Raw genomic sequence first — 22,263 nt, forward strand, 5'->3', positions numbered from 1 at the left:
CGAGAACATCGCGGCGATTCTCGCCGAAGTGGGTGGAGAACTGAGTGATCTGGTTCAGGTCACCTCCTACCTGGTGTCGATGAACGACTTCGGCGGATACAACGAGGTGTACGCCGAACTGTTCGACGAAAACGGTCCGACGAGAACGACTGTGGCTGTTCACCAGCTGCCCCACCCTCACCTGCTCATCGAAATTTCCGGCGTGGCGTACGTGCCCGCCTCCCGACGCTCGGCGTCCGAAGATACGGAGAATGCATCATGACCACGATTCCTCCCGTCATCGACTTCAAGAAGTGGATCGACGACAACCGCCACCTCCTGCAGCCGCCCGTCAACAATCAGACGATGGCGCTCGGAGACGATTTCATCGTGCAGGTCGTCGGCGGCCCCAACCAGCGGACCGACTACCACCTCGATCCGTACGAGGAGTGGTTCTACCAGCTCGAAGGCGACATCCACGTCAATGTCATGACCGAAGACGGTCCTCAGCGCGTCGACATTCGCGAGGGTGAAACTTGGTTGCTGCCAGGAGACATTCCGCATTCGCCGCAGCGTCCCACCGCGGGCTCGATCGGCCTGGTCATCGAACGCGTCCGCAAGGAAGGCACGCTCGAGAAGTTCCAGTGGTACTGCCTCGAATGTGATCACAAGATTCACGAGGTCGAACTTCAGGTGCGCGACATCGTGGCCGACCTTCCGCCGGTGTTCGTCAAGTTCTACGAGAGCGAAGAAGCCCGCACGTGTGACAAGTGCGGCACGCTCCATCCCGGCAAGGGCTGAGCTATGAGCAACCTGATCGACATCCACACCCACTACGTGCCCAACGGGTGGCCGGATCTGACCGAAGACGCGGGGCCGCAAGCGCCGTGGCTGAAGGTCGAGTCGGAAACCGAAGCAATGATCATGATGGGCACCAAGGAGTTCCGTCGCATCCAGTCCGATGCCTGGGACGCCGAGGTGCGGCTTCGGGACATGGATGCCGACGGCGTGCAGAAGCAGGTCGTCTCACCTACTCCGGCGTTCTTCAACTACGGCCGGAGCGGTGAGCAGGCAAGTCGCATTGCACGGATCTTCAACGACCTCGCACTCGAGATCGTGGAGCCGGCGAAGGATCGTTTGATTCCCTTCTGCCAGGTGCCTCTGCAAGACACCGACGCAGCGTGCCGTGAGTTGGAGCGGTGCATCGCGAACGGGCACCGCGGTGTCGAGATCGGCAATCATGTCGGCGATCTGGACCTCGACAGCGAGGGCGTGGTGACGTTCCTGCAGCACTGCGCGTCGCTGGACGTGCCGGTATTCGTGCACCCGTGGGACATGGCCAACTCTCCGCGCCTCGATCGCTGGATGGCGCAGTGGCTCACTGCGATGCCGGCCGAAACGCACCTGTCGATACTCGCACTGATTCTCGGTGGGGTGTTCGACAAGATCGACGATCGTCTCAAGATCGGATTTGCGCACGGTGGTGGATCTTTCGCGTTCTGGTTGGGACGGATGGAAAACGCCTGGCACGGCCGCAACGACATCATCGGTACGTCGCAGTTCCCGCCTTCGCACTACCTGGGAAGGTTCTACGTGGATTCCGTCGTCTTCGACGAGCGCGCGCTGCGACTGTTGGTGGACACGGTGGGGGTGGACCGTGTGATGGTGGGTAGTGATTACCCGTACCCCTTGGGGGAGCGTCCGGTCGGTGAGGTGGTTCGCAAGAGTGAGTTCTTGGACGATACTGCGCGCCAATTGATTTCGCGGGGGAATGCCGAACGCTTCCTGGGTCTCGTCTGAGGCCCCGGCTATACCTTTTCCGGTATGGCGGACGGTGAATTCGGCATTTGTGAGTCATGTCTCGAGCGAGCACAATTCCAAACACAACGATCGACGACGCTCGTGATACCGACAATCCCGAAGACGGGGTCGGTGACTACAGACTTCATCGTCCGCCTGCCCCATCCAATCGATAGGTTCCGCGATGTCAGACAAGATATCCAACAGCACTACGAGCGACGGAAAGCCGTTGCCGGAGAAAGCGGCCCGTAGCCGCGTTGCCATGGCAACCCTGGCCGGCACAACTCTCGAATGGTACGACTTCTTCCTCTACGGCACAGCTGCCGCGTTGATCTTCAACAAACAATTCTTCCCGAGCCTGAGCCCCACGGCCGGCACGCTGGCTGCCTTCAGCACCTTCGCCGTCGGGTTCATTGCACGGCCGGTGGGTGGACTCGTGTTCGGGCACTTCGGTGACCGGATCGGGCGCAAGGCCACGCTCGTGGTCTCATTGGTGATGATGGGCGTCGGGTCCACACTCATCGGCATCATCCCGAACTACGACTCCATCGGTTTCTGGGCGCCCGTCCTCCTGGTGGCAATGCGCGTCGTTCAGGGCATCGGTCTGGGCGGTGAAGGCGCCGGCGCGACGCTCATGTCGATGGAGCACGCGCCGGCGGGGCAGAAGAATCTCTATGCAGGTTTCCCGCAGATGGGCACACCCGCCGGACTGGTTCTCGCCAACGGCATCTTCCTGACGACCAACGCCGTGATGTCGGACTCGGCATTCGCTTCGTGGGGTTGGCGAATCCCGTTCCTGCTCAGCTTCGTTCTGGTGGCGATCGGTCTGGTGATTCGCCTGCGCGTCACCGAGTCGCCGTCTTTCGCCGGGATCATGGAGAAGGGCGAAATAGTCCGCTTCCCGCTGCGTGAGTCGCTCAAGGTCGGCTTCCCCCGTTTGTCTCTCACGCTTGCCGCGTGCTTGGCGAACTCCGCCGTGGCGTACGCCTTCATGGTGTTCACCCTGTCGTACGGAACTCAACATCTGGGCTACGACAAGCAATTCCTGGTGCTCAGCGTGACCGCGGCAGCAGTCCTGTGGTTCCTTTCCATCCCGTTCTGGACAAAGATCGCCGACAAGTACGGGCGTCGGCACATGTTCATCGGCGGATCAGCTGCAATCCTGTTGTGGTGCATCGTGTTCTTCCCGCTCCTCAACACCGAGAACAAAATGGTCGCCGTCATCGCGTTCCTGGGCATGGGCCTGATCGTTCCGGTCACACATTGTGTCCAGGGCAGCATCATCGCCGATACCTTCCCGGCCAAGGTCCGCTATTCCGGCTCGTCTCTGATCCTCCAGAGCGGCGCGATTCTCGGCGGTGGACTGGCACCGATGATCGCCACGGCTCTGCTCGACGCCACCGGATCTTCGGTCGGTGTGACCTGGTATCTCGCCGGGGTGTGCACGATCAGCCTGGTCGGTGCCATCGCACTGTTCAAGATTGTCCCCGATTCGTCGCGGGGCTTGGAGCACGAGGAGATTCGCGTCTCCGAAAACGCCTGAGTCCTGGTCGATCCGACATCGGCCCGTTCCCTCTGGAGGGAACGGGCCGATCGGCGTTTCACGGTCGCATGAGCTCAGTTGCAAAGGACTCCAGCGTCGCGATCAGGGCCTGCGCGGACGGACTCGACGTGCGAGTCGCCGACGAGGTGATGCCGACGCTGTGCCCGATCGGATCGAGTGTGATGGACAGGGTGGTCAAGCGCGCGTCGTCGCGGGGGATGAGGCTCGGTAGTACCGCGATCATGTCGGTCTCGACCAGTAGCTGACGCACGGTGAGGAAAGAGGTTGCCTCGACCCGATTTTCGGGCAACGGCAAGCCGTTCCGGGCGAAGAACTCCTCGAGTTCGCGTCGGAGCACTGTCTCGACCCCAGGAAGGATCCAGGGGAAGCCGCGTAGTTCTTCGAGTTGGACGTCCTCGCGGTGAGCGAGCGGGTGATCTACGCGGGTGACGAGTTCGACGGACTCCGCGTAGAGGTTCCGTCTTGTCGCGGTGTCATCGGTAGGTGAGGTGAGCCGGCCGACGATCAGGTCGATTCGGCCCGCTTCCAGATCGGTGAGCAACTGCTCTGGCGTACCTTCGCGCACGACGACGGTGAGCAACGGGTGGTGAACCTTCAGGCGCGCGATAGCGCCGGGAAGCAGCACGTTGGATCCGGCGAGATGTGTTCCCACGATGACGGTTCCGCGATTGGCGTCGGCAAGTTCGACGACGTGTCGCCCGGCTTCGGTCAGCTGCGCGATCACGGCCCGTGCATGAGTTGTGAAGGCCTCGCCGAAAATGGTCGGGGTGATGCCGCGTGGGCCGCGGTCGAAGAGCGAGACGCCGAGAATGGACTCGATGTCGTGCAGACTGCGGGTCGCGACGGGTTGCGTGATGTGAAGTGCGGCAGCGGCGCCGACCACACTGCCCTGACGGCTCAATGCGTCGACGAGCAGGAGATGGCGGAGTTTGAGTCGCCCGTCGAGGAGCTTGGGCATGTCCATGGAGCAATCCTAGACGGGATTTCTCCGGGTGGGTAGGCGCCCGAAGTTGCTCAGGAGAAGGTGATTCCGATCGATTGGGACGAGGCGTACTTCTCCCAGGTTTCGCTGCTGTCCGGACTTCCCGTGTGCGCAAACGACGTCCAGTGCCGGCGTATCCGACGGCCCAGTGCGTCGATGCTCTGCCAGTCGCTGCTGCCCAGCATCGGTGAGCCCTGCCAGGACTGCTCGGTTCCCAACACGAAGGGTAATTCTATGCAGTGAGTTGCTCCGAAGACGTCGTCCGTCGGTGCCCAGTCGAAGCGGTACGTGTACACCGACGCGCCGGCCGCTGTGAAGGTCTCGGCCAGCTCCATTGCCGGTTCGGCAAACATGTTCTGTGTCAGTGCCTTTTCGGCGACGTGTTCGGGATCGGGTACTCCCGCTAGGTCGCGCACGAAAGCAGATCCCTCGTCTCGGGTGTATCCCACGATGACGTCAGGCGCTGTTTCGAAAGTTCGGATCACCGGTTCCAGTTCGGAGATCGGCGCGAAGGGCGGTTGCACGACATTGGGGGACCGCCGGCTGAACTCGACAGCCGTGCCGCGGAATGCGTCGAGAATGTGGGAGAGCGGCGCGGTCCGAGGATCTCCGTCGAGCAGTCGAGCAAACGTCTCCCCGTTCTCGATCGCGGCAGCCTGCGTGAAGTTGAGGTCCGGCCGTGGGGTGCTCTGCAGAATTGCTCGATGGAACAGGGTTCGAGAGTTGTTACTGCTCAACAGATTCACAATGGAATGGGCGCCGGCCGACTGCCCGAATACGGTGACCGAGTCTGGGTCGCCGCCGAATGCCTCGATGTTCTCGCGCACCCACTCGAGCGCCGCGATCTGATCGTGTACCCCGAGATTGCCTTCGCTGACGCCGTCGAGGAGGAGGTATCCGAGCACGCCGACGCGATAGTTGACCGACACCACGACGACGTCGCCCTCGGCTGACAAAGCGCCGCCGTCGTACCAGGGGAGTGAGCCGCCGCCACTGGAGTACCCGCCACCGTGAAGCCACACCATCACCGGGCGATGACCGGTCAGCGACGGGGTTGTGACGGTGACGGTGAAGCTGTCCTCGCTGTGCTCCGGTTCGGGGAGCGGTGGCCCCATGATGCGTTCGAGTCGTGAAGGTGGTTGGGGGAAGACCGTTCCAAGCGCTGTGGCGTCGAAGACGTCGGAGAACGGTTCCACCGGTCGCGGCTTCTCGAAGCGCGGTGCGCTGGCGTAGGGGATCGCACCGAAGTAGTAGGAACCGTCACGCTTTCGGCCGCGGACCTTCCCCGAAGGGGTGGATGCGATCACCGTCTCGAACGAGGGCATGGGTTCCTTTCTTCTTGTGCATGCTTTTTCGAGCATGCCAGGTGGATGCTGCGGCACAAATGCCTTTGTGGTCGTGCGGTATGCGTTACGGCGTGAGTGCCTGTACCAGTCGATCTTCGAGTCGCGTCGTCACTCGGCTGTATACGGAACCGTCGTCCAGTGCCCGGGACATCACGATCGCCCCTTGGATCCCGGCCACGGCTTCTTCGGCGAGTCCGATGGAATCTTCGGCACCGACGAGTGCCGCCTCGAGAGCCGCTGTCCATTCGTCGAAGTATGTTCGCACCCTGGCGCCGAAGCGGTTTCGCTCTTCACCGAGTGCAAATGCGCCGAACAGGCAAATGCGTTGCCCTGACCGAAAGTAGTCGCCCGCGGTAGCGAACATGCTCTGGATGCGCTGCCTCGGTGGAACCGATTCTGCTCGAAGAGGTTCGAAGACTTCGCTGCGAAACCATCCGTCGACCTCGTCGAGCACCGCCTCGGCCATCTCTTCCTTCCCGCGCGGAAAGAAGTTGTAGAGACTGCCTTTGCCCAAACCGGTGTGTTCGGTGATGACGGCCAGGCTTGCTCCGTCGAACCCGTAGGTTCGAAACACGTTCGCGAGAGCGGGAATCGTGTCCGAGCGTTCAGCTACCTGTCTGGCCATGGATTCATCCTTTCATCACAGACCCAACTCGCTCAGGCCCGGATGATCGTGCGGGCGTGGTCCGGTCGGATCCCAGAAGAACTTTCGCTCGGACTCCTCGATGGGAACGTCGTTGATGCTGGCATGACGGTGGTGCATGAGTCCGTCGGCGTCGAATTCCCAGTTCTCGTTGCCGTAGGAGCGGAACCACTGCCCGTCGTGATCGTGCCACTCGTACGCGAATCGCACTGCGATGCGGTCGTCGCTGTGTGCCCACAACTCTTTGATCAACCGGTAGTCCAGTTCGCGGGTCCACTTCTCGGTCAGAAGTTCGACGATCTCGGATCGGCCGGTCACGAACGTCGACCGATTACGCCACCAACTGTCCGGCGTGTAGGCCAGTGACACCTTGTGCGGGTCGCGTGAGTTCCATCCGTCCTCGGCGAGGCGGACCTTCTGGACGGCAGTTTCGTGAGTGAAGGGCGGAATCGGTGCTCGGACGGTCATTGCGGGGCCTCTCGATCAGATATGTACCTATCGGTACAGACTTTACCGATAGGTACAACAAGAGTCCAGTGAACGACTTCGGCCGCCCCCACCGAAGCGGGAGCGGCCGAAAGAGTCGAACAGGAAGAGCTAGCGCGCGCGACGAGCGAGGCGCTCGGAATCCGAGATCAGGACGCTCTTGCCTTCGAGGCGAAGCCATCCGCGGTGTGCGAAATCGGCGAGCGCCTTGTTGACGGTCTCGCGGGAAGCGCCGACGAGCTGGGCGATCTCTTCCTGCGTGAGGTCGTGAGTGACGCGCAGGGCGCCACCTTCCTGAGTGCCGAAGCGCTGCGCGAGCTGCAGGAGCGCCTTGGCGACACGGCCGGGAACGTCCGTGAAGATCAGGTCGGCCAGGGTGTTGTTGGTACGACGCAGACGGCGGGCGAGAACGCGCAGAAGCTGCTCGGCGATCTCGGGGCGCTGCTGGATCCATGCCTTGAGAGCGTCGCGGTCCATGCTCACGGCGCGAACCTCGGTGACGGTCGTAGCCGTCGAGGTGCGGGGGCCGGGGTCGAAGATGGACAGTTCGCCGAACATGTCGGACGGGCCCATGATCGTCAGCAGGTTCTCGCGACCGTCGGGTGAGCGTCGACCGATCTTCACCTTGCCGGACACGATGATGTACAGGCGGTCACCGGGTTCACCTTCGTTGAAGATGACATGTCCACGGGGGAAGTCGACGGGCTGCAGCTGCTTTGTCAGCGCCGCTACCGCTGAGGGCTCGACTCCTTGGAAGATGCCGGCTCTTGCCAGGACGTCGTCCACGTGCGCTCCTTGTTGGGATTTGTTCGTTTGTGGTGTCATTTTTGCGCTATCTATCTTTGTACCCGCGCTGCGCACAAACCGTCGTACACAGGCTCAGCCCTCATGAGTGAGACACTGTGTCCAATGCAATCTGTGTTCAATGCAACAGGTACGGCATCGAAGTCTACGTCCCGTTAGCTCGCGACGAGTGATTGATGCCACGTAAGAGCCGAAAATTCTTCCGGAATCCGCTGCGGTGACTACTTTGTATGGCCGTCAACTTGCCCGTTGTGTCCGGATTTCGCCCAGGCTGGCGCTCTCGGGAGCCTCCGACTGGCGGCCCTTACGCTTCCGGTGGAAGCGGGCGAACGCATGGGGAAACCCATCGCTTGCCAGGCGGGCGACGTCGTCGTGACTTGCCTGGTCGAGGAAGTCTTCTACTTCATGCTCTTGGACCGAGAGCCGACGCAATCGCCCTTCGACTCGTTCCATCGCCAGGGCAAAGAGCATAAGCAGTAGCGGAAAGAGAATTACTGCGAGTCCTTGCATAGGGGGAAGTAAACACGTCGAAGGTCTCAGAATCGACACGACGGAGTCTCCACTCATGTCGTATCCGTACAGTTGTCTGAGTGCAGACCACCCCGACAGGCAGTTCAGAGCAGCGGAAGAAACCGCGTTCGGGGGGTGCGCGGAAGGAAGAATCACACCTCGGATTGGTACGCCGGGCGCGTCGGATGAATCGTGAGCTCGCTGTGGCTTTCCCACACGTGTACTGCGAACTCGACTTCACGACTCCGTTGGAACTGGCAGTGGCGACAATCCTGTCGGCGCAATGCACCGACGTCCGCGTCAACATGGTCACGCCGGCACTCTTCGCCCGTTATCCCGACGCAAAGGCATACGCGGAAGCCGATCGGACCGAACTCGAGGAGTACATCCGCTCCACTGGCTTCTACCGGAACAAGACGACGTCGCTGATCGGACTCGGTCAGGCGCTACTCGAACGCCACGACGGGCAGGTCCCGAACAAGCTCGAAGATCTGGTGAAACTCCCAGGCATCGGACGCAAGACCGCGAACGTCGTGCTGGGCAATGCCTTCGACATTCCGGGAATCACCGTCGACACCCACTTCGGTCGGCTCGTGCGTCGGTGGAAGTGGACCGAGGAAGAAGATGCCGTCAAAGTGGAACACGCCGTCGGGGCACTGATCGAACGTAAGGAATGGACTCTGCTCTCGCATCGCGTGATCTTTCACGGCCGACGGGTCTGCCACGCGCGCAAGCCCGCGTGCGGTGTGTGTGTTCTGGCCAAGGACTGCCCGTCGTACGGTCTCGGCCCGACCGACAAAACCGAGGCCGCGGCCCTGGTGAAAGGCCCCGAGACCGATCATCTGCTCGCCCTGGCAGGGTTGTGATCGCCGATGACAAGTGCCGGAAGATGGTCTCTCGCTGCGCTCGTGGTCGTCGCGGCTCTCGTCGTGGCGATCTGGCCGCGCGGGGGAGACGACACGACGCCCACGTCGACGGGCCCGTCCTCGTCCGCGTATCAGCCGCCGACGTTCACTCCGTCGTCGGAATCGCTCGATCAACTCCGTAGCCAGGCGGCTCTGGCCTCCTGCCCGACTCCGACCGGCGAAGCGCCTGCCGGCTCGGCTCTCGCCGGAATCACCCTCGACTGCGTCTCCGACGGAGCGCCCGTCGACCTTGCCGCAGCGGTGGGCGGAAAGCCGACCCTGCTCAATCTGTGGGCGTACTGGTGCGCGCCATGCGCCGAAGAGCTTCCGTACCTTCAGGAATTCGCGGAGCGCGCCGACGGCAGCATCAACGTGCTGACCGTGCATTCGGATCCGAATCAGGAGAACGCTTTGACGCGACTCATCGACTACTCGGTGCGTTTGCCCGGCGTCCAGGACGGTGACGGCAAGGTACGGATCGCAGTGGGCGCACCGCCGGTGCTGCCGGTGTCGGTGCTCGTGCGCGCGGATGGAACAGTCGCCAAGGTCTTGCCCCAACCCTTCCGCAGTGCGGACGAGATCGCCGCCGCTGCGGCGCAATATCTGGGAGTCGTCGTATGAGTACACCGGTTCCCGAGTGGTTGCGCGCTGTCGCCAGCACCCAGCCCACCGATCCCCATCGGATCAACCCCGTCCTCGAGCGTCGCGCGCCGCGCGGCACCGTGACGCGTCCGGCCGCGGTGCTCGTGCTCTTCGGCGGACCGCGTGAGGCCGACCCTCTCGCCGTCGGCGGCTTGCCGGAGGGCGCAGACGTCCTGCTGACCCAACGGGCGTCGACGATGCGTCAGCACAGCGGACAGGTCGCATTCCCGGGCGGTGCCGCCGATCCGGGCGACGACGGCCCCGTCGGCACCGCGCTGCGTGAAGCGCAGGAGGAGACCGGGCTCGATCCGAGCGGAGTTCAGCCGCTCACCGTGCTGCCGGAGATCTTCATCCCGCCGTCGGGTTTCGACGTGACGCCGGTGCTCGGCTACTGGGAGCAGCCGACGACGGTGGGCATTCAGGACGAGGGCGAGGTCGGACGGGTGGCCCGGGTGCCGCTGCGCACGTTGCTCGACCCAGACAACCGGTTTCAGGTTCGACATCCCCTCGGGTACCAGGGCCCGGCGTTCCGCGCCGACGGCATGCTGGTCTGGGGGTTCACAGCAGGAATCCTCGCGGCGCTGTTCACGGTGTCGGGCTGGGAGATTCCGTGGAACTACGAGGACGTGAGAGACCTGGACACAGCGCTGTCCGAGTTCGGTGAAGGTGTCGAGGATTCGGCGGTGCCGCGATGACAGGTTCTCGTTGGGTGGACATCGCGATCGTTCTGGTCGCCCTCATCGCGGCCACGTCCGGATGGCGTCAGGGAGCGGTGGCGTCGGCGCTGGCGTTCGTCGGCGTGATCCTCGGTGCCGTCGCCGGGATTCTGTTGGCGCCGCACCTGCTCGTGCACGTCACCGAAGGCAAGCTGCGCATCCTCGCGGGCATCTCGCTGATCGTCGTGTTGGTCATCATCGGCGAGGTCGCCGGCATGGTGCTCGGACGCGCGGCGCGCAGCGGAATGCACAGTCCGACGGCGCGATCCGTCGACAGCGTCATCGGTGCGGGTCTACAGGCGGTGGCTGTCGTGGTCGCGGCGTGGTTGCTCGCGATTCCGCTCACTTCCTCGTCGCAGCCGAACATTGCCGCCGCTGTTCGTGGTTCGGACGTTCTCGCCAGCGTGGACGAAGTGGCGCCGCAGTGGCTGCGCCGCATCCCGACCGAGTTCTCGGCGCTGCTCGACACCTCCGGCCTGCCGGACGTCATCGGCCCGTTCGGGCGCACGCCCATCACCGAGGTCGAAGCACCCGACGCGAGCGTTCTCGCCAGTCCGTTGGCGGCGCAGTTGCGTCCGAGTGTTCTCCGCATCAACGGCGTCGCACCGAGTTGCCAGCGCGCGCTCGAGGGATCCGGATTCATCGTCGCCCCCGAACGCGTCATGACCAACGCCCACGTGGTTGCCGGAACCGAGAGCATCACCGTGGACACCATGGAGGGCGCACTGCCCGCGCAGGTGGTGCTCTTCGACTCCGCCGTGGACATCGCGATTCTGGCGGTTCCCGGATTGGACGCGCCGGTGCTGCCGTTCGCTCCGGAGCAGGCTCGGACCGGTGACAACGCGTTGGTGCTCGGTTACCCCGGCGGTGGTCCGTACACGGCCAGCGCAGCCCGCGTTCGTGAGGTCCTGAACCTGAACGGGCCGGACATCTACAAGGCCGGAACCACCCAGCGTGAGGTCTACACCGTGCGCGGATCCATCCGGCAGGGCAACTCGGGTGGACCGATGGTCGATGATCAGGGGCGGGTCCTCGGCGTCGTGTTCGGTGCTGCCGTCGACGACAGTGACACCGGATTCGTCCTCACCGCGCAGGAAGTCTCGCGCCAGTTGAACGCGGCTGCCTCGGCATCGACGCCCGTACCGACGGGCGCGTGCATCCTGTAGCGGTCACTTCTCCGTAAGGAGGAAGTCCCCGAGTTCGCGATTGACGCGCTCGGGGGCTTCCTGATGCGCGTAATGACCGACTCCGGCAATGGTGCGCAGTTTCTCGCCGGGAGCCCAGTGCTTGTCGCGACGCACGGTACGGGTGAGCACGTACGGGTCGAGTTCGCCGTGAATCTGGACGATCGGAATGCGAAGAACCTGATCCATCAAACGCATGAAACGTCGGCCCTCGGGGCGGAGCTGGCTGCGGAAGGCCCAACGCTGGTACTCCAAGGTGGAATGCGCGACGCCCGGGATCCGGATCGCGGACCGCATCTTGCTCATGACGTCTGCGAATTCGGGTTGCTGCGGCCAGGTGGGGCCCGACCGCGAGCGAACCAGACGCTCCACTTCGGCGCCGTTGTCGGCCGTCAACCGACGTTCCGGGCGTAGCGGTACCTGATAGGCCAGGAACGAGGGCAAAAGCGCGCGGCGCTGATAGGGGTCGCGGACGACTGCTTTCTTGAGCGCCATCGGGTGTGGAGACGAGATCAGCGCGATCGACCGCACCAGGCGTGGATGCAGGAGCGCGGTCGCCCAGCACACCAACCCGCCGTCGGCATGACCGATCAGCGTGGCCTTGCCGTAACCCATCGCACGAATGAGGCCGGCTACGTCACCGGCGAGCGTCCAACCGTCGTAGCCGCGAGGGGGCTTGTCGGAATCGCCGTACCCACGAAGATCCATGGCGACGACGCGGAATCCCTGCTCCGACAGTGCCGTCAACTGATGGCGCCAGGACCACCAGAAATCGGCGAATCCGTGCAACAGGACCACCAACGGAGCATCCGGCTCCGCGTCGCCTACCTCGACGACGTGAAACCGGATGCCGTTGGCGTGAATGTCCCGGTGAATCCAGGGGCCGTCGAACCTGACGGTGGATGGATCTGGGGCTGCCACTTTCGATCAGACTCGCTACCGGCGCGCGTTGAAATCGACCGACGGCTTTGCGTCGTCATGGCTGCCGGGGATGACGTTCTTGGCCTGCTTGAGCGATTCGATCGTCTTCTCCGGAGCCCTCAGCTTGCGCACGCGCAGATAACCGAGCAGCGCCAGAATCGCGGTGGTCACCACCATGATCAGGAAGACGATGAGGAACGCCAGCCAGCGCGGCACCCAGGTGTCGAGCATCTCGGCCAGGAAGAAAAAGAAGAAGAACGAGCTGAACAGCAGAACCGTGAAGGCCAGGATGAAAAAGACGCTGCCCTGCAGACCCTTCTTGACCTCGCCCGTCACCTCGGCCTTGGCAAGTTCGACCTCGGCGCGCACGAGGGTGGAGACCTGTGCGGTCGCGTCCTTGACGAGGGCCCCGATGGTGGCCTCGCCCGGCGTGCGGGCGTCCACATCGGTGAGAGGGATGGAAGAGACCGTGTTCGGTACTCCATCTCCGGTGAAGCGCTGGCTCTCTCCGTTGGTCAAGCTCACTTGTCGACCTCTCCAGGTAGTTCTCTCGCGTCCGTGGCAATGGCGGTGGAAGCGTCGTCTCGAGCCGCATGAACTCGTCCACGTCGCCACAGCAGCGCTGATCCGATCAGCGATGCCACCAACGATGTCACGAGAACTGCGGCCTTCGCTATCTCGGCCTCGCTACCATCGCCGACCCCGTCCAATGCGAGGTCTGCTACAAGCAGGCTAACGGTGAACCCGATGCCACCGAGAACTGAGAGGGCAAACATGTCTCTCAATTCCAGTGTCTTGGGTTTGGTTGCTATCCCCAATTTGATCGCGAGCAGGGAAATTCCGAAGATTCCGACGGTTTTGCCGACCAGAAGACCGACGACGACCGATTGCCCGACTGGGTCGGTGAAAATGTCGCCGAGTACCGCCGCGTTGATCGGAACACCGGAGGCGAACAGTGCGAAGACGGGGACACAGAAGCCTGCAGAGTAGGGCTGAATGCGGTGCTCGAGACGGCTACCGGGCGCGTACTCCTCGTCCGGATCGCGCCTCACCCGGGTGAGTAAGCCGAGCGCGACGCCCGCGAGTGTGGCGTGTATCCCCGCTTCGTGCATCGCGTACCAGGTCAGTAGTGCCAGCGGGACGTAGAGGAACGGCGTCGTGATGCGTTTGTGTTGGGCGTAGGCGTAGGCAGCCAGGGCTGCGGCCGCGGTCAGCAGCCACAACATCGCGAGGGAACCGGTGAACAGTACGGCGATGAGGATGATCGCGAGCAGATCGTCGACGACGGCCAGGCTGAGCAGGAAAACTCGGGCGCTCGCCGGGATCTTCGAGCCGGTCAGCGCGAGCACGCCGAGGGCAAAAGCGATGTCCGTCGCGACGGGAATGGCCCAGCCCTTGTCCATGCCGGGCGTGCCGAAACCGATGGACGCCGCGATGATCGCGGGGACCAGGACGCCGCCGCACGCCGCGATGATCGGGAGCATCGCGGCTTTGCGGTCCGCGAGTTCGCCGACCACCAGTTCACGTTTGAGTTCGAGGCCGGCAACGAAGAAGAAGACGGCAAGCAGTCCGTCCTGCGCCCACGTGCCCAAGCTGAGGTCGAGATGGAGTGCGGACGGACCGATCTGGAAGTCACGTAGTGCGATGTAGCTCTCACCGAAAGGAGAGTTCACCCAGATCAGAGCGAGGGCGGCAGCGATCAGGAGGATCGATCCGCCCACCGTTTCGGTGCGGAGATAGCGGGACAGTTCGGAACGCAGGGTGGAGATCACGCGTGGGGACGACCTTTGTTCGTGCAACCGAATTCGGATGCAACAGACATGAACGTGATCGACGTTGTGACGCATCGAATGCACGTGCCGACCAGACTTCCCGGCTCACCTTTACGGAATTTTATCGCGGATTGCCCGCTGAGCCGAATTCGCGAACCGAATTTGCGTCGGAAAACCCCGCGGGTGTTCAATTCCTACTGATTGGGACACTATCCCACCAATTGGACATCTTTCGTATAACGGCGCAGGAGCATGTTTTGAGCACGTCAGTCAGTGAGAATCCACCCAAGCCGGAGGGCGGCGACGCAGATACCGTCGCCGGAGTGCCGCGCAGCCGAATCGTGGTCGCCAGCATGGTGGGTACGTCCATCGAGTTCTACGACTTCTACATCTATGCAACAGCGGCAGTATCGGTGTTCCCGCACCTGTTCTTCCCGAAGGGCAACGACACCACCGCGCTTCTCGCGTCGTTGGCGACGTTCGGACTCGCGTTCGTCGCCCGTCCCCTCGGTTCGATTCTCTTCGGGCACTTCGGTGACCGCGTCGGACGCAAGGCAACTCTGGTCGGCTCGTTGCTGACGATGGGCATCGCGACCTTCCTCATCGGACTACTGCCGACCTATCACCAGATCGGACTGCTGGCCCCGGCGTTGTTGGCGCTCATGCGTTTCTGCCAGGGTCTCGGGCTCGGCGGCGAATGGTCGGGTGCGGCGCTGCTCGCGACCGAGACAGCCAAGGAAGGCAAGCGGGCCTGGGCGGCGATGTGGCCGCAACTCGGTGCGCCCATCGGCTTCTTCATGGCCAACGGACTGTTCCTGATCATCACGCTGTTCATGAACCACGACAATTCCAGCCCGGACCTCGAGGGTGCCTTCCTGAGTTGGGGATGGCGAATTCCGTTCCTGCTCAGCGCAATCATGGTGATGATCGGCCTGTACGTCCGGCTCAAGCTCGAGGAAACCCCGGTGTTCGCGCGTGCAGTCGAGCGCGGCGAGAAGGTCAAGACCCCGGTGGCCGAGGTGTTCAAGACCAGTTGGCGTCAGCTGATCATCGGTACGTTCGTGATGCTCGCGACGTACACGCTCTTCTACATCATGACCACCTGGGTTCTCAGCCACGGAACCGGCAAGACGGCGGCCGACGGCGGAACCGGCGCAGGCTTCAAGTACACCGATTTCCTTGTCCTGCAGCTCATCGCAGTCGTTTTCTTCGCTGCTGCCGTGCCGGTCTCGGGTTGGCTCGCCGACCGCTACGGGCGTCGTATCACACTGCTGATCATCACCGGCCTGATCATGGTGTTCGGCTTGACCTTCGGCGTGTTCCTCGAACCGGACGGAATGAACGACGGTCGTATGTTGGCGTTCCTCATCGTGGGCATGCTGCTCATGGGCCTGACCTTCGGACCGATGAGTGCCGTTCTCCCGGAACTCTTCCCGACCAACGTCCGCTACACGGGCTCGGGAATCGCGTACAACACGGCCAGTATTCTGGGCGCAGCGGTGGCGCCGTTCATCGCCGTCTACCTCGCGAAGAACTACGGCGTCGGTTGGGTCGGCATCTATCTTCTCGTAGCGGCGACGCTGACTTTTGTCGCGCTGCTGGTCATGCGTGAGACGAAGGGTGAGTCGCTCGACGATGTAGGGGCATAACCCTGCTGTGCGCCTTTATTAACCCCCGGCGGTTAATAAAGGCGCACAGCAGTTGTCAGGGAAGCTGAGCAGGCAGGACGTGCTCACCGGTCTTGTCGGTGCTCAAGGCCAGGGAGCTGATGTACTGCTTCTCGCCGTTCGGGCCGGGAACGTTCGACGCGAGCATGTCGGGACGCTCGAATTCGATTCCGCTGACGCAGCACAGAAGCGTTTCACCGGAAGGGTTCCCGTACTCGTCGAACATTGGCAGATCGATGCCGTCGTCGGTGCGTCGTAGGTAGTACTTTCCCTTGGTGGCGACGGCCAGGACCGGCGGCATCACCAGCGCGATGACGATTGCGACGATCGGGGAGAACGGCTTGATCGCCGAACCGAAAGCACCGAAGAACGCCAGGATCGAAATGCCCGCGGCCAGCAGCATCGACACGAAGCCGACGGGGTTGACGTCGTAGAGCATCCCGCGTCGGAACTCGGGGACTTTCGGGGAGAGCTTCAACCAGTACTTGTTGATCGCGATGTCCGAGGCGACGACCACGACCCAGGCGATACCGCAGTTGGCGTAGAAGCCCAGGATCGTGTTGAGGAAGTCGAACATGTTGGCTTCCATCAAGATCAGTGCGATCGCCAGGTTGACCAGAACGAAGACCATGCGTCCGGGGTAGGTCTTGGTGACGCGGGTGTACGAGTTGGTCCAGGCCAGTGAGCCGGAGTACGCGTTGGTGACGTTGATCTTGATCTGGCTGATGACCACGAGGATCACGGCCAGCGTCATGGCCAGCCAGTGCGGCATCATGTCCTGGTAGATCTCGAGGAACTGGTGCACGGGCTGGTTGGCGATCGAAGATCCGTCGACGACGTTCGCGATGATGTACACAGCGAGGAACAGTCCGACGATCTGCTTGAACGCGCCGAAGATGACCCAGCCGGGCCCCGCGAGAATTACTGCAGCCCACCAACGACGGGTGTTCTCCGGCGTCTTGGGCGGCATGAAGCGTAGGTAGTCGATCTGCTCGGCGATCTGTGCGATCAGCGACAAGCAGACACCCGCGGCCAGCATCACCGATCCGAAGTTGACGCCCTTGCCGTTTGCGCCGTCCTCACCGCCGAAGGCGAAGAACGCGCTCACCGAATCAGGGTGCTTGAACAGCAGATACAGGAACGGCAGCACCATCATGACGAGCCACAAGGGCGTCGTCCACACCTGGAGCTTTGCCAGGGCCTTCATGCCGTAAATGACCAGTGGGATGACCATCAGTGTCGAAACCGCGTACCCGATCGAGAGTGGGATTCCGAGCCCCAGTTTCAAACCCTGGGCCATGATGGAACCTTCGAGCGCGAAGAAGATGAAGGTGAACGTCGCGAAGATGACGTTGGTGACCACCGAGCCGTAGTAGCCGAAACCGCTTCCGCGAGTGATCAAATCGAGGTCGATATTGTATCGCGCGGCATAGTAGGCGAGTGGGAAGCCGGTCGCCATGATGACGACGGCAAACACGGCGATGCCCAGAAGTGCGTTACCGGTGCCGTACGAGATGCCGATGTTGGCGCCGATCGAGAAGTCTGCGAGATACGCGATTCCGCCGAGCGCGGAGGTCGCGACGACGCCGGTTCCCCATTTGCGGTAGCTGCGTGGCGCAAATCGGAGGGTGTAGTCCTCCAGCGTCTCCTTCAGTGCGGCGTTCTCACCGAGATCTGCCCTGTCCGGTGCGCCGGCGGACACCTGCTCGTTCACTGCTGTCATGACGTCACTTCCCCTGGGTGCCTGTGCATGTGCACTTTGTGGTGCAGGCACCCAACCTAGGGAGGTGGCGTTACGCGGACATGTTTGAAATGTGTCGCCCACGTTGCGGATTCGATCCGCAACGTGAGCGAGCACTCATGGGACTTTCTTTACCTGTATCTGATCACCAACTGCCCGCGCCTGCAAGGCGAGTGGTTGCGTCCCGACCGGCCGAAGGTCGAGAACGGCGGCGGCCACCGGGTCGGCCAAGACGTTCCGGATGGTCCGGCGCAGGCCACGTGCTCCGTACACCGGGTCGAACCCGCGCCGTTGCAACAGGGCGACGGCGCTGTCCTCCACCTCGACGTCGATGCCTCTCCTGGCCAACCGAGTCGTGATCAGTTCGATCTCGAGACGGGTCACTTGTTCCGCGGTCTGTTCGTCGAACTCGTCGAGGATCACGGTTTCGTCGATGCGGTTGAAGAATTCGGGGTCGAAGAACTTCTCCAACGCGCGTTGCACCAGATGATGACCATGGCGCGGTCGATCGATCCGGACGCGATCGGCGAGCTGCCGCAGGTGAGATCGCCGACGTTCTGCCATCGCAGCAGAGCCGAGATTCGAGGTCAGGAACACGTAGCTGTTGCGGAACGAGATCTTCTGCTGACCGTTCGCCAACCGGAGTTCGCCGTTGTCGAGGACCTGCAGGAGCGCACGCAGCACGGTGGGGTCGGCCTTCTCCACTTCGTCGAACAGGACGATTCCGGGGGTGTACGGATCGCCCTCGACGGTGTTCTTGTCGAACAGCGTGAAGGACTCCTTGCTACCGGCATATCCAGGTGGAGCCCCGGAGAACGACGCCGCATAATGCTCTTGCGCAAGAGCATTCATGTCGATGCGGCACAGATCATCGGGTCCTGACCGTAGTTCTGCGGCCACGCGCCGCACCAATTCCGTCTTGCCGACGCCGGTCGGGCCAACGAGAAGGATGTTTGCGAGCGGACGCGTCGGATCCGTGGCACCGACATGCGCGATCGAAATCGCACGAACCACTGCGTCGACGGCGGCCTGTTGTCCGACGATCTTGGAACTCAGGGCTTTCGAGAGCTTGCGAGCGTCGAAGGCCCCGACCGGTACGGGTTCGGTTCGTTCCTCGGCCGGTGGTGCTGCACTGTTCCGGTCATGGAGCATGTCGGTGATATAAGGCACAGTGAGATCCTTACGCTTCGATTGTCTTCTCGACCGGCAGGTTTCCGACGCGACAATCCGCTACACCCACTGTGTCTCGGGTGATGGCCTCGACGCGTTCCTGAGCCTTCTGGGCGTCGGTGACCCACAGCTTGTAGAACTCGAACGGGCAGTCCGCGACGCCCTTGTCTCCGTCACCTGCTGCGTGGACACCGGAGTAGCCGCGATGGAGGAGTTTGAAGATGTGGTTCTGGGACTGATCGTTCTCGCGTGCGTCGCGAATGGCTGAGACGGAAAGCTGCGCGTACTGGATTCCGTATTCTTCTTCGCCGGTTTCACCCAGCGTCCGGCCGTCGAATCCGATGATCGCGGAGTGTCCGAAGTAGGAGTAGACGCCGTCGAATCCGGCCGCATTGGCAACTGCCACATAACAATTGTTGGCCCAGGCCATTGCCTTGGACATCATCACCTGCTGGTCCTTGGCGGGGTACATGTATCCCTGGCAACGGACGATCAGTTCTGCACCCTTCATCGCGCAGTCGCGCCAGATCTCCGGGTAGTTGCCGTCGTCGCAGATGATGAGCGAGATCTTCAGCCCCTTCGGGCCTTCGGTGACATACGTCGTGTCTCCCGGGTACCACCCTTCGATGGGGCACCAGGGCAGGATCTTTCGGTACCTCTGAACGATCTCGCCCTTGTTGTCGATGAGGATCAACGTGTTGTACGGGGGCTTGTTCGGGTGGTCTTCGTGCTGTTCGCCGGTGATGGAGAAGATTCCCCACGTGTCGGCTTCGCGGCACGCTGCGGAGAAGATCGCGGTCTCGTCGCCCGGGATGGTGGCTGCTGTCGCGTACATCTCCTCTTCGTTGTACATGATTCCCTGCGTGGAGTATTCGGGGAAGACCACCAGATCCATTCCGGGGAGGCCGGTCTTCATGCCGATCATCATGTCGGCGATCTTGCGCGCGTTCTCGAGGACGCCGGCGCGATCGTGCAGGCGGGGCATCTTGTAGTTGACCACTGCTACGCCGACCGTGTCGTTGCTCGAGGAGATGTCACCGTGTCGCATTGTCTTTCACTCCTTGGTTGTGTCGATCAGTTGAAGACTGGACGGGATTGGGGTACTGCGGTTTTGGGTGCAGCGAGGATCTTGGCCAGGCCCAGGAGAACCAGAAGCGCTCCGGCCCAACCGGCCGCGACGGCGGGTGTGGTGTGGAAGTTGTCGGTCAGGATCAGAAATGCGGGGACCGTGCACGTGGGCTGGCTCAGAAGGACCGCTGCCCAGCCGGTGAAGCGACTGAGATTCTCGCGGCCGAGCCCGAGTACCAGGAAGAACAGCGTCCACAGCGCTGCCCATGCGAGCCAGATGACCCCGAAGACGGGGTCGTTGCTCACTGTGAAAGAGAGGAAGGAGTACACGAGCGCGGAGCACGCGACGAACAGCGAGAACCACCCGATTCCTTCCGGCTCGAAGCCGGCGAGATTGCTGATGCCCACGTAGAGATAGGTGAATCCGAACAGGTAGAGCCCTGAGGCCGCCAGGACGGCACTCGAATCTCCCTGAGCCTGAATCAACATGACGGTGGGGACGACGCATTGAAGTGCGCCGACGAAGAGGTTGAGGACCGAGGCGGATCGAACGGGAACTGTGCCGAGCAGCATCAGTCCGTTGACGAAGAGGACGGCTCCCACGTAAAGCAAACCAACACTGCCCATCGGGCACCTCCGGTTACTTCGGGACGGTTACTTCGGGACGGGTTACTTTCAAATGAAATGATTCCAAATGAAACTAAGTGATGCGCGCCACAGAAGTCAAGAGGGAGATCTCAGGGAAAACCTCAGAGCGTTGCGATGATCGAGAAGTCGAGTCCGTCGGCGACGGCGAGCTGAATCTTCTGCCGTGCAACACGATCACGAAACTCGACGGTTCCGCGAGGCCCGTCGTACGCGGCACCCTCGACGACGGCGTCCAGGTCACGCGGATGTGTGCTGTCGGCGCGTCGAACCAGGGCCGAAAGGGTATGTATCCCTTCGTAACACGATTCGGCGGCATTGTTCAGCGCCGGAGCGTGCGCGCCGTGCAGTGCAACGTAGCGCCCGAGAAGATCCATGGAGTTGCCGTCGACCATCGAACGGAAGTACGCGGCGGAGGCAAACAGGTTGCGGGTTGCCCTCGGCCCGCTCGCGAGCAGCATGTTCTCTTCCATCAACGGGCTGAACCGGATCATCGACTCGTCGAGGCCGCGGCGGGCGAAGGCGCGGTTGAAATCGACGGCGTCCTGGCCGACGAGGAGCATGATCACGCCGTCGCAACCGGAGTTCGAGACGGTCTCGACCAACTGCTTCATGTTTCCGCGCCCGAGGTCGACAAACGAACCGCCGACCAGGGTGAGGTCGAGTTCGGTGGCGAATTGCCTCACGGCCCCGAGCGAGCTGTGAGGCCAGATGTAGTCGTCGCCGACGACGAACCACTTGCGCGCTCCGACGTTGTCGCGCAGCCACTTCAGTGCCGGCGCGATCTGCTGTCGTGGTGTTTCGCCTGAACAGTAGATGCCGGATCTGACCTCGCCGCCCTCGTAGAGCGAGGTGTACGAGTACGGAATACGGCCTGCGACCACCGGTGCAAGAGCGTGGCGGACAGAGGAGATGTGCCAACCGCTGACGGCGTCGATGTCGCCGGCGTCGAGTAGCTGTTGCACGCGGGCTGCGACGACGCCCGGCGAAGCGCCGCCGTCGATCACTTCGATCTGGACTTCGCGTCCCAGTACGCCACCGGATTTGTTGAGGTCGCGGGCGGCCAATTCGCTGATTGCTTCGCAGGAGGGGCCGAACAGTCCGGCCGGTCCCTGGAGGGGAACCACCATGCCCAGGCGCCACACGGCGCTGCGCGCGCGTTCGAGCGCGCCGGTAGCGCTCATGCGTCGCCGCCGGAATCGGAAGTCAGCGGCCTGGCCTGGGTTACTATCATTTCATTTGAAAGTATTGCCCGAGAAGTGTGAAGTACGCAACAGCGGGGGAGCGATCAGTGGGAAAAAGTGACTCCGGAATTCTTGATGCGTCGCTGACGACCGCGCTGGTCCGAGCGGCTCGAATGGCCGCGGCAGCAGCGGAGAAGGCGCTGGCGGCTGAGAATCTCACTCTCGATCACTGGATGACGCTCGAAGCCCTGGCGTCGACCGAGGGGCTGACGATGGCTGAGCTGCGCGATCGGACGGGAACACCGGCTCCGACGCTGACGCGAGTTGCGGACAAGTTGGTCTCGCTTGCGCTGATCTACCGCGAGGTCGGTGAGGACGATCGCCGGAAGGTACGCGTGTTTCTCTCCTCGCGCGGAAAGTCCTTGCACAAGCGGGTTGCCGCAGACATTCGCGTGGCCGAGGAGTCCTGGCTGACACCGAAAGAGGAAGTGAAGTTGCGAGAGGGGCTCCGCCCCTGTGCGCCTTTCCGGTAGT

At 62.5% G+C, this 22,263-nt stretch carries 24 protein-coding genes; 10 read left to right on the plus strand and 14 right to left on the minus strand.

Annotation, left to right across the window (positions count from 1 at the left end; translation table 11 throughout):
* The 4 genes from ATN38_RS14040 to ATN38_RS14055 form a co-directional block, all read left to right on the plus strand.
* A partial coding sequence (locus ATN38_RS14040; RefSeq protein ID WP_218748138.1) for a RidA family protein occupies positions 1 to 262 on the plus strand: 262 nt, incomplete at its 5' end.
* Positions 259 to 780, plus strand: a complete 522-nt coding sequence (locus tag ATN38_RS14045; protein ID WP_003943511.1) for a 3-hydroxyanthranilate 3,4-dioxygenase — start codon at positions 259 to 261, stop codon at positions 778 to 780. The genes ATN38_RS14040 and ATN38_RS14045, both read left to right, overlap by 4 nt.
* 3 nt (positions 781 to 783) lie before the next feature.
* Positions 784 to 1,779 (plus strand): amidohydrolase family protein, encoded by a 996-nt coding sequence (locus ATN38_RS14050; RefSeq protein WP_042446676.1) that lies wholly within the window; start codon positions 784 to 786, stop codon positions 1,777 to 1,779.
* A gap of 184 nt (positions 1,780 to 1,963) precedes the next feature.
* Positions 1,964 to 3,322, plus strand: coding sequence for an MFS transporter (locus ATN38_RS14055; protein WP_058227134.1), 1,359 nt, complete (start codon positions 1,964 to 1,966; stop codon positions 3,320 to 3,322).
* 58 nt (positions 3,323 to 3,380) lie between these two features.
* Here ATN38_RS14055 and ATN38_RS14060 read toward each other — a convergent pair whose 3' ends face one another.
* The 6 genes from ATN38_RS14060 to ATN38_RS14085 all read right to left on the minus strand — a co-directional run bounded on the left by ATN38_RS14060 (position 3,381) and on the right by ATN38_RS14085 (position 8,114).
* Complete coding sequence (locus ATN38_RS14060) at positions 3,381 to 4,307, minus strand: LysR substrate-binding domain-containing protein (protein WP_003943516.1); 927 nt, start codon at positions 4,305 to 4,307, stop codon at positions 3,381 to 3,383.
* A gap of 50 nt (positions 4,308 to 4,357) precedes the next feature.
* Positions 4,358 to 5,650: a carboxylesterase family protein gene (locus ATN38_RS14065; protein ID WP_058227135.1), complete on the minus strand. Its 1,293-nt coding sequence runs from the start codon at positions 5,648 to 5,650 to the stop codon at positions 4,358 to 4,360.
* A gap of 85 nt (positions 5,651 to 5,735) precedes the next feature.
* Complete coding sequence (locus ATN38_RS14070) at positions 5,736 to 6,296, minus strand: TetR/AcrR family transcriptional regulator (protein ID WP_003943459.1); 561 nt, start codon at positions 6,294 to 6,296, stop codon at positions 5,736 to 5,738.
* 15 nt (positions 6,297 to 6,311) lie between these two features.
* Positions 6,312 to 6,782 carry a nuclear transport factor 2 family protein gene (locus tag ATN38_RS14075; protein WP_007732407.1) on the minus strand — a complete coding sequence of 157 codons (471 nt, stop codon included), beginning with the start codon at positions 6,780 to 6,782 and terminating at the stop codon, positions 6,312 to 6,314.
* Positions 6,783 to 6,911: 129 nt separating this feature from the next.
* Positions 6,912 to 7,586 carry a Crp/Fnr family transcriptional regulator gene (locus ATN38_RS14080; RefSeq protein ID WP_003943506.1) on the minus strand — a complete coding sequence of 225 codons (675 nt, stop codon included), beginning with the start codon at positions 7,584 to 7,586 and terminating at the stop codon, positions 6,912 to 6,914.
* 255 nt (positions 7,587 to 7,841) lie between these two features.
* Complete coding sequence (locus ATN38_RS14085) at positions 7,842 to 8,114, minus strand: hypothetical protein (protein ID WP_019746620.1); 273 nt, start codon at positions 8,112 to 8,114, stop codon at positions 7,842 to 7,844.
* Between the two features lie 80 nt (positions 8,115 to 8,194).
* On the opposite strand from ATN38_RS14085, the gene nth reads away from it, so the two are divergent.
* Genes nth through ATN38_RS14105 form a run of 4 tightly spaced genes read left to right on the plus strand, consistent with a single transcriptional unit; the run spans position 8,195 to position 11,543 of the window.
* The gene (gene nth, locus ATN38_RS14090) at positions 8,195 to 8,980 is read left to right on the plus strand and encodes an endonuclease III (protein WP_003943471.1); all 786 of its coding nucleotides are present in this window, start codon (positions 8,195 to 8,197) and stop codon (positions 8,978 to 8,980) included.
* Between the two features lie 6 nt (positions 8,981 to 8,986).
* The gene (locus ATN38_RS14095; protein ID WP_003943500.1) at positions 8,987 to 9,640 is read left to right on the plus strand and encodes a TlpA disulfide reductase family protein; all 654 of its coding nucleotides are present in this window, start codon (positions 8,987 to 8,989) and stop codon (positions 9,638 to 9,640) included.
* Positions 9,637 to 10,356, plus strand: a complete 720-nt coding sequence (locus ATN38_RS14100; protein ID WP_007732411.1) for a CoA pyrophosphatase — start codon at positions 9,637 to 9,639, stop codon at positions 10,354 to 10,356. The genes ATN38_RS14095 and ATN38_RS14100 overlap by 4 nt, the downstream gene beginning before the upstream one ends.
* Positions 10,353 to 11,543: a MarP family serine protease gene (locus ATN38_RS14105; protein ID WP_003946095.1), complete on the plus strand. Its 1,191-nt coding sequence runs from the start codon at positions 10,353 to 10,355 to the stop codon at positions 11,541 to 11,543. The genes ATN38_RS14100 and ATN38_RS14105 overlap by 4 nt, the downstream gene beginning before the upstream one ends.
* Positions 11,544 to 11,546: 3 nt before the next feature.
* On the opposite strand, the gene ATN38_RS14110 is transcribed toward ATN38_RS14105, so the two are convergent.
* Genes ATN38_RS14110 through nhaA form a run of 3 tightly spaced genes read right to left on the minus strand, consistent with a single transcriptional unit; the run spans position 11,547 to position 14,338 of the window.
* The gene (locus ATN38_RS14110) at positions 11,547 to 12,482 is read right to left on the minus strand and encodes an alpha/beta fold hydrolase (RefSeq protein ID WP_007732412.1); all 936 of its coding nucleotides are present in this window, start codon (positions 12,480 to 12,482) and stop codon (positions 11,547 to 11,549) included.
* Positions 12,483 to 12,497: 15 nt separating this feature from the next.
* Positions 12,498 to 13,007: a phage holin family protein gene (locus ATN38_RS14115; protein ID WP_007732413.1), complete on the minus strand. Its 510-nt coding sequence runs from the start codon at positions 13,005 to 13,007 to the stop codon at positions 12,498 to 12,500.
* Positions 13,004 to 14,338: a Na+/H+ antiporter NhaA gene (nhaA, locus tag ATN38_RS14120; protein WP_007732414.1), complete on the minus strand. Its 1,335-nt coding sequence runs from the start codon at positions 14,336 to 14,338 to the stop codon at positions 13,004 to 13,006. The genes ATN38_RS14115 and nhaA overlap by 4 nt, the downstream gene beginning before the upstream one ends.
* A 173-nt stretch (positions 14,339 to 14,511) precedes the next feature.
* Here nhaA and ATN38_RS14125 point away from each other — a divergent pair, with 173 nt between their 5' ends.
* The gene (locus ATN38_RS14125; protein WP_020968263.1) at positions 14,512 to 15,903 is read left to right on the plus strand and encodes an MFS transporter; all 1,392 of its coding nucleotides are present in this window, start codon (positions 14,512 to 14,514) and stop codon (positions 15,901 to 15,903) included.
* Positions 15,904 to 15,958: 55 nt separating this feature from the next.
* Here the strand turns inward: ATN38_RS14125 and ATN38_RS14130 are convergent, their stop codons facing one another.
* The 5 genes from ATN38_RS14130 to ATN38_RS14150 form a co-directional block, all read right to left on the minus strand.
* Entirely contained in the window at positions 15,959 to 17,644 is a 1,686-nt protein-coding gene (locus ATN38_RS14130; protein ID WP_218681162.1) for a cytosine permease, read from the minus strand.
* Positions 17,645 to 17,779: 135 nt separating this feature from the next.
* Positions 17,780 to 18,832, minus strand: a complete 1,053-nt coding sequence (locus tag ATN38_RS14135) for an AAA family ATPase (protein WP_218748139.1) — start codon at positions 18,830 to 18,832, stop codon at positions 17,780 to 17,782.
* A gap of 10 nt (positions 18,833 to 18,842) precedes the next feature.
* On the minus strand, positions 18,843 to 19,880 hold the full coding sequence (locus ATN38_RS14140) for an aliphatic amidase (RefSeq protein WP_003946093.1): 1,038 nt from the start codon (positions 19,878 to 19,880) through the stop codon (positions 18,843 to 18,845).
* Between the two features lie 26 nt (positions 19,881 to 19,906).
* The gene (locus ATN38_RS14145; RefSeq protein ID WP_218748140.1) at positions 19,907 to 20,527 is read right to left on the minus strand and encodes an AmiS/UreI family transporter; all 621 of its coding nucleotides are present in this window, start codon (positions 20,525 to 20,527) and stop codon (positions 19,907 to 19,909) included.
* 122 nt (positions 20,528 to 20,649) lie between these two features.
* A complete protein-coding gene (locus ATN38_RS14150) occupies positions 20,650 to 21,729 on the minus strand; it encodes a substrate-binding domain-containing protein (RefSeq protein ID WP_218748142.1) in 1,080 nt (359 codons plus the stop codon).
* Positions 21,730 to 21,836: 107 nt separating this feature from the next.
* Between ATN38_RS14150 and ATN38_RS14155 the strand changes: the two genes are divergently transcribed.
* Positions 21,837 to 22,262: a MarR family transcriptional regulator gene (locus ATN38_RS14155; protein ID WP_125050245.1), complete on the plus strand. Its 426-nt coding sequence runs from the start codon at positions 21,837 to 21,839 to the stop codon at positions 22,260 to 22,262.
* The last annotated feature ends 1 nt before the right edge of the window (position 22,263 follow it).

Origin of the sequence: Rhodococcus sp. FH8 (genome assembly GCF_019266085.1) — a bacterium.
GTDB lineage: Bacteria > Actinomycetota > Actinomycetes > Mycobacteriales > Mycobacteriaceae > Rhodococcus_F > Rhodococcus_F qingshengii.